The following is a 9,828-nucleotide window of genomic DNA, read 5'->3' as shown; positions in this document are numbered from 1 at the left end:
AGGGTCACCGACTTTTATGCCGGTTACGAGCGCTACCGCGCCAGCTGCGCACCACGCGAGATCAGACTCTTTCGCCTTCGGCCCATCGCTGCCTGAGGACACGCCTCGGCCCGCTCCAAAGCCCTCAACGGCCCCGTCGCGGTTACCATCATGTTTCATTGCGTTCTTGGGTTCTTGGAGTTCATGGCTTGTTCAGCCAACCGTCGATGTCAGATCGTTGACCGCACACAAGCGGCAGTTCTGCTGACTATATGCGTGTCGTTCAGGTCGCCAACTTCTATGGACCTCGCTCCGGCGGCCTTCGCACCGCCGTAGACCGGCTCGGCGCGGAATACTGCGCCGCCGGTCACGAGGTGTTTCTGATCGTCCCGGGTCGGCATGCTGCGCACACTCGGCTGTCCACGGGCGTGGTGCGAATCACCGTGCCCGCCAGGTTGATTCCTTTCACCGGCGGCTACCGCGCGGTGTTGCCGGGACCGGTGCGGGCACTGCTGGAAGCGCTCGGACCGGACACTTTGGAGGTCTCTGACCGGCTCACGTTGAGATCACTGGGCCGCTGGGGGCGCGAACACGGCGCCACCACGGTGATGATCTCCCATGAGCGCCTTGATCGCCTTGCGGGCCAAGTACTTCCGCGTCGAACCGCACAGAAGTTCGCTGACTTCGCCAATAGGCGCACCGCCGCCAACTACGACACCGTGGTGTGCACCACCGGCTTTGCCCGCGAGGAATTCGATCGCATCGGGGCGACGAATACCGTCACCGTTCCACTGGGCGTGGACCTGGAAACCTTCCATCCCTGCCGGCGCTCAGCCCTGATACGTCAGCGCTGGGCCGCGCCGTCCCAGATCCTGCTGGTGCACTGCGGCCGCCTGTCGGTCGAAAAGCGGGCCGACCGTAGCATCGACGCGGTCGCCGAATTATGTGCTGCCGGTGTCGAGGCACGACTGGTCGTCGTGGGCGACGGCCCGTTGCGGGCCAGGTTGCAACGGCAGGCCGCTCGACTGCCGATCGATTTCACCGGTTTCATTTCCGATCGGTACACCGTCGCCGCGCTGCTGGCTTCGGCTGATGTCGCGCTTGCACCGGGGCCGCACGAAACCTTCGGGCTGGCGGCGCTGGAATCGCTCGCGTGTGGGACGCCGGCCGTGGTTTCCCGCACGTCGGCGCTGAGCGAAATCATCACTGCCGACAGCGGCGCCTTGGCCGACAACGATCCCGCGGCCATCGCACAGGCGGTCAGCGCGGTCGTCAGCCGGCCCGAAGACCATCGGCGCGCCTGCGCGAGGCGCCGCGCCGAGATGTTTACTTGGCAGCGCGCGGCAGTTGGAATGCTGACCACGCTCGGGGCCGCGTCGGTCACCGACGAGTTCGGCGATTCGCAAAACACCGCGTAGCGCTATCCGCTGCGGTGTCTAGCTGTGGTCGGCGGGTCCCACCTGGCCGGTGAGCGGATTGAGTTGCACCGTCATCGGACCCCGCTGTCCGGCGGCGTTCGCCTTACGGCGCTGCTAGGCCTGGGCGAGCGCGTTGATCACCGGGCTGTCCTTCAAGAGCTGACGGCGGTCTTCGTCGGACAGCTCGTAAAACGCCCACAGGCCCCACGCGGCAGGCCGGACAAACAGCGTGACTTTCTGATGTCGACGCTTGTTCTGCGACAGCACCGCGGGAATGGGCACCACCCGATCCAGCGTCGCGGAGCTCACCAGCTCTTGCGCGATCTTGTCCACGTCCACCGCGTCCTAAAGCTCGTAGACCAACGACTGGTGAAGTGTTTGGGATGGGCCCTGGAGGGCAAGGAACCACGCCATCCGGCGTCTCCTTCGCTCGTCGTGATCAGCGCAACTGTAGAGGACGTGGTCGTGCCCAGCGGCCAGGATAAGCTCGCGTTCAACAGTTTCGCCGGTCCAGACGTTCTGCCGCGACTAGCTGGGATCCGGAAACGCTGCCGGGCTAGCCGGCGCCCCTCTCGCAACCACGACCGGCATCGACGTCGACGCGTTGGTACGCAGGATCGTGTGCACCACTTCGATGAGGTCTTCGACCGGCATTAACTTGCCCGGCATGCAGCCACGCGAAGACCACAGCGGAACGGCCTTCATGGCCAGGTCCATATCCCACCCGACGTTCATTCCCGTCCCGGCGTCGCCCTCGCCGCCCCCGCACTCCCCCACGATCAGGCACGTGAAGCCGATGCCCGGGTGTTCCGCTCGCCAGGCTTCGACAAGCTGCTCCAGCGCGGCCTTGCTGACGCCATAGGCGCCGAGGCCCGGCCAGGGCGGTCCGAAAGGACCGGCGTCGGACGAGAGGTAGACCGCCTTGCCCGCCGAGGCCGTCAAGTGTGGCACGGCCGCCGCCGTCACCAGCGCCGCACCGATGACATTGGTATCGAAGACGCGCCGCCACGTTTCTGCATCGGTGTCGACCATCCGGACGAGTGGCCCTATCGCTGGTGTGTAGATCAGGTTGTCGATACCGCCGAGCGCATCGGCGGCATCGTTGATGGCCGATCGACACGATCCCTCGTCGGTGACGTCGCATTCGATCGCGACCGTGCCCGAGCCCGCCTCCTCCGCGGCCGCCTCGATACGCGCGCGACGACGGGCGAGCAACGCGACCTGAGCGCCACGCTGCGCGAGACCGACGCCAATGCAACGCCCGAGGCCACTCGAGGCGCCGACCACCACTGTCCTTGACATATTCGCCCTCTCTTGTAACGAGCCCGCTGCAGGCACAGCGTATCGGCCACCGACTGCGCCGGTAACTCCCGGCCATCGCCGCAACCTCTTTCGTCTTGGTGGCAAGCGAGGGGCTCGGGCACTCGGACAGTGATTCCAGGCCCTTGGACGGTGATTCCGGATAGTCGGTGGCCTGGGATTTGGAGTTTAGACACATCAACGGCGGGGTAATCCCGGGTGGCAATCGGCGGGGTCCGCCCCGCACGCGTAGCTGAATTTCGGGAGTGTGACCAGATGGGCATGACCTCTCTTGACGTGACCGAGATGGGCTCCGACGAGCGCGACTACGACAATTGGCTAAGCACCCTGACCCAGGCTTCCGCGCGTCCGGACGTCTTGCAGACCGTCGTAACCGAGCTAGTGACTGATCAACTACGGGCCGACCTGGAGGCCGTCCACCACAGTGTGAATGAGGGTGTTACGGCGGGCATGTCGCAGGTTGCCGATCGCATCCTTGACCAGGTCTTCGGCCTGAGATGAGTCCGGGGCAGAGGACATGAGGGGCCGGCTCGACGTCCTCCTTTTCGCATCCCGACAAGTCTTGGAGATACTTGAAAGGCACGGCGCGATCACCATGGCTCATGCGGGCTCCGACGCCGCCCAGATGATGTAGTGCGTCGGCAGGGCGCCTACACGACATAAATCCCGACTCACTACGGTGAGCAGGATGAAGTATCTGGACGTCGACGGAGTCGGAAGAGTCAGCCGGATCGGGCTGGGCACCTGGCAGTTCGGGTCGCGCGAGTGGGGCTATGGGGACAGTTACGCCTCAGGACCCGCCCGAGACATCGTTCATCGCGCTCGCGCCTTGGGGGTCACGCTGTTCGACACCGCCGAGGTATACGGGCTGGGTAAAAGCGAACGGATCCTCGGTGAGGCACTGGGCGACGAGCGCACCGAAGTTGCGGTGGCCAGCAAGATCTTCCCGGTCGCCCCTTTCCCTGCCGTGGTCAAACAGCGCGAGCGGGCCAGTGCTCGACGGTTGCAGCTGGACCGAATCCCGCTGTACCAGATCCACCAGCCCAACCCGGTGGTTCCCGACTCGGTGATCATGCCGGGCATGCGCGATCTGCTCGACAGCAGCGCCATCGGCGCAGCCGGCGTCTCGAACTACTCGCTGTCTCGCTGGCAGAAGGCCGATGCCGCGCTCGGACGACCCGTCATCAGCAACCAGGTGCATTTCTCGCTCGCCCACCCCGGTGCGCTCGACGACCTCGTGCCCTTCGCCGAGCGGGAGAACCGCGTCGTGATCGCCTACAGCCCGCTGGCGCAAGGATTACTGGGCGGCAAGTACGGCGTGAACAACCGGCCCGGTGGGGTTCGCACTATCAACTCGCTCTTCGGCACCGAGAATCTGCGCCGGATCGAGCCGCTGCTGCAGACGTTGCGCGACGTCGCCGCACAGGTCGACGCCAAGCCGGCTCAGGTCGCGCTGGCCTGGCTGATCAGCCTGCCCAACGTGGTCGCCATCCCCGGGGCGTCAAGCGTCGAGCAGCTCGAGTTCAACGTCGCGGCCGCCGATATCGAGCTGAGCGCAGACTCCCGGGACGCCCTCACCGACGCGGCCCGAAATTTCCGGCCGGTGTCGACGCGGCAATTCCTCGCCGACACGGTCCGTGAACGGCTCGGCGGCCACTGAGTGGTTCAGAGGATGTAGAGCATCTCCTGATAAGTGGGTAGCGGCCACAGATCGTCGGCCACGATGCCTTCGAGTGCGTCGGCGGCTGCCCGAATCGCGGCCATCGCCGGCAACAACTCCTCCTGGGCATGCTTGGCCTCAGCAAGCACCGATTCCGCCGAGTGATCGGACAGCACCGCCTTCAGCTTCGCCAAACCCGCCTCAAGATCGGCGACTGGCGCCGAAACCGCTTCCAGCGCAGCGGTGCTCGGCTCCACGCCGGCGGCTTTCAACGCGGCGACATTCTGCGCGAGCTCGGTCTGGTAACGAAGCGCGGCCGGCAGGATTATCGTCGTGCCGACCTCCAGTGCCAGCTTGGCCTCCACGCCGATGGTCAGCGCGTACTGCTCCAAGCGGACCTCGTAGCGGCTGTGCAACTCGCGTTCGCTGAACACCCCGTATTTCCCGAAGAGTTCGACCGCTTCCGGCTTGATCAGCTCCGGAATGGCGTCCAAGCTGGTCTTGAGATTCGGCAGGCCGCGCTCGGCCGCTTCGATCTGCCAATTCTCGGAATACCCGTCCCCGTTGAACACGACCGCACCGTGTTCGGTGATGACCTCGGTGAGCAGCTTCTGTACCGCCTTGTCGAAATCCTCGCCATCTGCAACGGCCTTCTCGAGAACCGTGGCCATGTAGTCGAACGAGTCGGCCATGATCGTGTTCAGGATGATCATCGGCACGGCGACCGTCTGCCCGGAGCCGGGTGCGCGGAACTCGAACCGATTGCCGGTGAACGCGAACGGGCTGGTGCGGTTGCGGTCGCCCGCGTCGGTCGGCAGCGGAGGCAGCGTGTCGACACCGATGATCATGGTGCCCTTGCCCTTTGACGAGGTCGCCGCACCCTTGGCGATCTGCTCGAACACGTCGGCGAGTTGTTCGCCAAGGAAGATCGAGATGATCGCCGGCGGCGCCTCGTTGGCGCCCAGGCGATGGTCGTTGGTGGCCGACGCGACCGCCACGCGCAGCAGCCGGGCGAACTTGTGCACGGCACGGATCACCGCGGCGCAGAACACCAAGAACTGGGCATTTTCGTGCGGCGTGTCACCCGGGACCAGCAGCGAGCCCAGCTCGGCGTTGCCCACCGAGAAGTTGACGTGCTTGCCGGAACCGTTGACGCCGGCGAACGGCTTCTCATGGAACAGGCATTCCATGCCGTGCTTCTTGGCGATTGTCTTGAAAATCGTCATCAGCAGCTGCTGGTGATCGGAGGCGATGTTGGCCCGCTCGAACATTGGCGCCACCTCGAACTGACCGGGGGCCACCTCGTTATGCCGGGTCTTGGCGGGGATACCGAGTTTGAACAGCTCCCGCTCGGTGTCCATCATGAAGCCCAGCACCCGCTCGGGGATCGCACCGAAGTAGTGGTCGTCGAACTCTTGGCCCTTCGGCGGCTTGGCGCCGAACAGCGTCCGCCCCGCGTTGATCAGATCCGGACGAGACAGGAAGAAATGCCGGTCGACGAGGAAGTACTCCTGCTCAGGTCCGCAGAACGAGACGACATGATTGAAGTCCTTGTGGCCGAACAACTTCAAGATGCGCTCGGCTTGCGCGCCCATGGCTTGCTGGCTGCGCAGCAACGGCGTCTTGAAATCCAGCGCCTCACCGATCATCGAGACGAACACCGTCGGGATGCACAGCGTGTTGCCGTTCGGGTTCTCCAGGATGTAGGCAGGGCTGGTGGCATCCCAACCGGTGTAACCGCGTGCTTCGAAGGTGCTCCGCAATCCACCAGAGGGGAAGCTGGATGCGTCCGGCTCGCCCTGGATAAGGGTCTTGCCGGCGAACTCGGCGAGCGTCTGCCCGTCCGAGACGGGCTCTAAGAAACTGTCGTGCTTTTCCGCGGTCAGGCCGGTCATCGGATAGAAGACGTGGGCGTAGTGAGTCGCGCCTTTCTCCAGTGCCCAGTCCTTCATGGCGACTGCGACCGTGTCGGCGACGGCAGGGTCGAGCTTGACACCTTTATCGATCGTCGCCACCACAGACTTGTACACCGACTTCGGCAGCCGCGCCTGCATCTCCGCCTTGGTGAAGACATTCGATCCGAAGATCTCCCCCGGTTCCTCGCCCGGGTCGAAACTGATCGCTGGAGGCACATACGCCTCGACGTTGGTAATCGCCTGCAGGCGCACTGTGTTGCCGCTCAATGGAGTCCCTATCGCCGCGATGCATTGCATCGAATTGTCGGTTGTTTGCTCGGCCGACATTAAGGACCATCGATGGCGGAAATGTTACGCGGCCGTCAAACTATGATGGCGACGAGATTTGCACGGTCAACATCATGTTTCAGCCGCGCTAGGGCGAGACTCCTCCGGAGTCCACGCCAGCGGCTGGCCGGGATGGCCGGGGAATAGATAGTCGATGAAAGCCGCAGCGGTGGGTTGTGGTTCGTGGTTGGCCAGGCCCGGTCGCTCGTTGGCTTCAATGAAGGCGTATTCAGAGCCGGTGATGTCAGGCACGAGCAGGTCGATGCCAGTCACCCGGATGCCGATAGCCTCGGCCGCGGCCACCGCAACCTCACAGAGTTCCGGGTTCACCTCAGGAGTGACGTCGTGGATCGTGCCACCTTGGTGCAGGTTGGCGGTGTGGCGAACCCGGAGCCGGGTTCCTTGCGGCAAGACGTCGTCCAGCTGCCAACCGGCTTCCGCGACCGTCGCCTCGGTGACCTCGTCGAGTGGGATGCGTGACTCACCGCCGGTGGCCGCAGACCGCCGTCGGCTTTCGGCCGCGATCAGATCCCGCACGGTGTGCTGACCGGTGCCGATGATTTCGGGTGGCAGCCGCAACGCGGCCGCCACCACCCGACCATCGATCACCACCAACCGGAGGTCGCTGCCCGCGACCCGCTGCTCGATCAGCACCTCCGGGTATTGCTCCCGCGCGCGTGCCACGGCGGCGGCGAGCTCGTCAGGACCGTGGTCCGCGAGAACGCCCACGGTGATGCCTTTGCCCTGCTCACCGCGAGTCGGTTTGACGACCACCTCTCCGACCTCTATCAGGAACGCATAGTCGTCGTCGTCGAGAGTCGCCAAACGGGCACGAGGCACGGCGATACCCGCCTCGGAGACCAGGCGCCGGGTCAAGCGTTTGTCGTCGCACCGGCACATCGCGATCGCGGAAGTGAACTCGGACAACGACTCACGGGTGATTACGCTGCGGCCACCGTGGGTCAGTCGCATCTCGCCGGTCTCAGCGTCGAGGACCTCGACCCAAATACCGCGGCGCATCGCCTCGTCGGCGATGATCCGCGCGTACGGATTGAGGTCGTCGACGGTCTCCGAGGGCGGCGTGAACAGCGGCTCGTTGATTGCGTTCTTGCGTTTGATGGCCAGCACCGGAACGCGGCGAAAGCCCAGCTTCTCGTAGAGGCCGATGGCCGCGGCGTTGTCGTGTGCGACTGAAAGGTCAAGGTAGGCGCGGCCTTTGCTGCGGAAGTGCTCGGCCAGGGCCCGAGTCAGCGCGTCCCCGATTCCAGGAAGGGCGGCGGCAGGGTCGACCGCCAAGGTCCACAGGCTCGATCCGTGCTCCGGGTCGTTGAAGAGCACTTCATGGTCGACACCTGTCACGGTGCCCACCACGGCGTTGTCATTGTCACGCACCGCGATCAGGTAGGTCACCGAGTCGGCATGAAGGTGGTTGTCCCAGATCGTCTCGACCGGCGACGGGACCATCCCGCAGCGAACGAATACCCGGTTCATCGCGTCGGCATCGGCCGGGTCGTTCAGCGTCCGCACTGTCACACCGATCGGCGACGGAGCGAGGTTTTCCTGGTTTGCGTCATCGGTGAAGCGCAGTCGATAGGTGTGGCTGGGATCGATGAAAAGCTCGGTCGGGGCTCCGGCGACCACCACGTGAGACTCGCGCGCGTAGATACAGATGTCACGGCGCCCGGCCACTTCTCGTCGCAGCGCTTCGGTCAGCGTGGCGGCATCGGCGAAAGTTTGGCCAAAAATCAATCGGCCCCAACCCAATTCGAGTTCCACATCTTTGGCCATCGCGTCCACGAGATGCGGCGGGGACGCATCATGTAGGCCAAGCGTGATTGCCTCGGGATGGTCCTCTGAAGGGTCGACAGCGGTCATGCCGCCGGTCCTGTCCCGTCACGGCGCTGCGGCCACGGCCATTCCCACGTCATAGCCATGTCGTCTACCCAACTCAACAGTTCGTCTATCAGCTGCCCTGTCCCATTCGAGGCCGCAGCACCAACCCCTAGTCTGGCACCGACGGAACCTCGGCGCAGCACCGGCGACCGCCTGGCGTTGGGCAGGTGTCGAGACCTATCGCTTGAAACGCCCTGCGAACCCGCGCAACGGCAGGTCGGCGCTGGTGATGAGCCCCGGCCGCGCCGACACCACCGACTTGATCGCACTGAGGGCGGGCATGCCGGTCACGGTCATACCGATGGAGGCGAAATTGTCCGGATTGGACAGGTCCACGCCGGGCTTGGGGAAGATCATGTGCTTGTTGTAGACGCACGGGTCGCCGGTGATTTGGGTGATGTAGCAGCCTTTGATGTTCCAACTCGGGTCGGTATGCGGGGTCATCTGCCACTCCAGATGCGTCTCGACCCGCGGGACCCCGTTAACCATGCCCTGGTATTTGATGTAGTTTCCGCCGAGCGAACCCTTGGGCAGTGTGTACCAGCCCAGGTCGACGTCCTTGGTACACGCGCCCAGCTCGTAACTGAACTTCACTTCGTCGAGCGCCAGATCGAAGCAGTCGGCCATCATCAGCACGCTGTCGGCGAAAACGCGGGTGTACTTCTCGAGCTTCGACGGGATCTGCGGATCGTCGACCGGCTGGCCGTAGCCCACCTCGATCCAGGTGTCCTTGGAGTGGTGGCATGACACGTCGACGGACTCGATGGTCGTGATGTTCTCGATCTCCGCGACGTCGGCCGAGCACACCACGCCGAGGATCTGGTTCAGGCCCGGGTTCATCCCGGTGCCGTAGAAAGTCGCGCCACCCTTTTCGCAGGCCTCGGCCAGGAGCCGGGTCACCGGCTTGCCCGACGGGTGCGGATGGTTCTTGTCACGGTGCCACCCGGTGATCCAGTCGGCGGTGGTGACGATATTGATGCCCGCCTCAAGCACTTTGACGTAGAGGTCCTCGTCGGGAAACACGCCGTGAAAGGTCAGAACGTCCGGCCCGGCCGCGATGATCTCCTCGATGGTGCCGGTGGCCTTCACCCCGTTGGGTGCCAGGCCGGCGAGCTCGCCCACGTCCTTGCCGACCTTTTCCGGCGAGTAGCAGTGCACGCCGACGAGCTCCAGATCGGGCTGCGTGGCGATGCGCTTGATCATCTCCTTGCCCACGTTCCCGGTAGCGACCTGGAAGACGCGGACCGGTCGAGCGGGTGCATTCATTCGGTTCAGCCTTTCTGCGATGCCGCGTACACGTCGGCGGCGCTGCCAC

At 64.5% G+C, this 9,828-nt stretch carries 8 protein-coding genes; 3 read left to right on the top strand and 5 right to left on the bottom strand.

The window, feature by feature from the left end; translation table 11 throughout:
- The first annotated feature begins 251 nt into the window (after positions 1 to 251).
- Positions 252 to 1,397: a glycosyltransferase gene (locus tag VEI45_RS22690; RefSeq protein ID WP_324856773.1), complete on the top strand. Its 1,146-nt coding sequence runs from the start codon at positions 252 to 254 to the stop codon at positions 1,395 to 1,397.
- Between the two features lie 114 nt (positions 1,398 to 1,511).
- Here VEI45_RS22690 and VEI45_RS26525 read toward each other — a convergent pair whose 3' ends face one another.
- Both VEI45_RS26525 and VEI45_RS22680 read right to left on the bottom strand, forming a co-directional pair.
- Positions 1,512 to 1,730 (bottom strand): hypothetical protein, encoded by a 219-nt coding sequence (locus tag VEI45_RS26525; RefSeq protein ID WP_414687565.1) that lies wholly within the window; start codon positions 1,728 to 1,730, stop codon positions 1,512 to 1,514.
- Positions 1,731 to 1,925: 195 nt separating this feature from the next.
- On the bottom strand, positions 1,926 to 2,687 hold the full coding sequence (locus VEI45_RS22680; RefSeq protein WP_324856775.1) for an SDR family oxidoreductase: 762 nt from the start codon (positions 2,685 to 2,687) through the stop codon (positions 1,926 to 1,928).
- A gap of 291 nt (positions 2,688 to 2,978) precedes the next feature.
- Here VEI45_RS22680 and VEI45_RS22675 point away from each other — a divergent pair, with 291 nt between their 5' ends.
- Positions 2,979 to 3,218 carry a hypothetical protein gene (locus VEI45_RS22675; protein ID WP_324856772.1) on the top strand — a complete coding sequence of 80 codons (240 nt, stop codon included), beginning with the start codon at positions 2,979 to 2,981 and terminating at the stop codon, positions 3,216 to 3,218.
- 187 nt (positions 3,219 to 3,405) lie between these two features.
- Complete coding sequence (locus VEI45_RS22670) at positions 3,406 to 4,377, top strand: aldo/keto reductase (RefSeq protein ID WP_324856771.1); 972 nt, start codon at positions 3,406 to 3,408, stop codon at positions 4,375 to 4,377.
- Positions 4,378 to 4,382: 5 nt separating this feature from the next.
- Here the strand turns inward: VEI45_RS22670 and VEI45_RS22665 are convergent, their stop codons facing one another.
- The 3 genes from VEI45_RS22665 to VEI45_RS22655 all read right to left on the bottom strand — a co-directional run bounded on the left by VEI45_RS22665 (position 4,383) and on the right by VEI45_RS22655 (position 9,779).
- A complete protein-coding gene (locus VEI45_RS22665) occupies positions 4,383 to 6,560 on the bottom strand; it encodes a glutamine synthetase III (protein WP_324856770.1) in 2,178 nt (725 codons plus the stop codon).
- A 132-nt stretch (positions 6,561 to 6,692) separates the two neighbouring features.
- The gene (ngg, locus tag VEI45_RS22660; protein WP_324856769.1) at positions 6,693 to 8,495 is read right to left on the bottom strand and encodes an N-acetylglutaminylglutamine synthetase; all 1,803 of its coding nucleotides are present in this window, start codon (positions 8,493 to 8,495) and stop codon (positions 6,693 to 6,695) included.
- Between the two features lie 195 nt (positions 8,496 to 8,690).
- Entirely contained in the window at positions 8,691 to 9,779 is a 1,089-nt protein-coding gene (locus VEI45_RS22655) for a dihydrodipicolinate reductase (RefSeq protein WP_324856774.1), read from the bottom strand.
- Positions 9,780 to 9,828: the final 49 nt, after the last annotated feature.

The organism is Mycobacterium sp., assembly GCF_035623875.1.
Lineage (GTDB): Bacteria > Actinomycetota > Actinomycetes > Mycobacteriales > Mycobacteriaceae > Mycobacterium.
The sequence above is the reverse complement of the archived record's forward strand: the minus strand, read 5'-3'. Positions and strand labels throughout refer to the sequence as shown.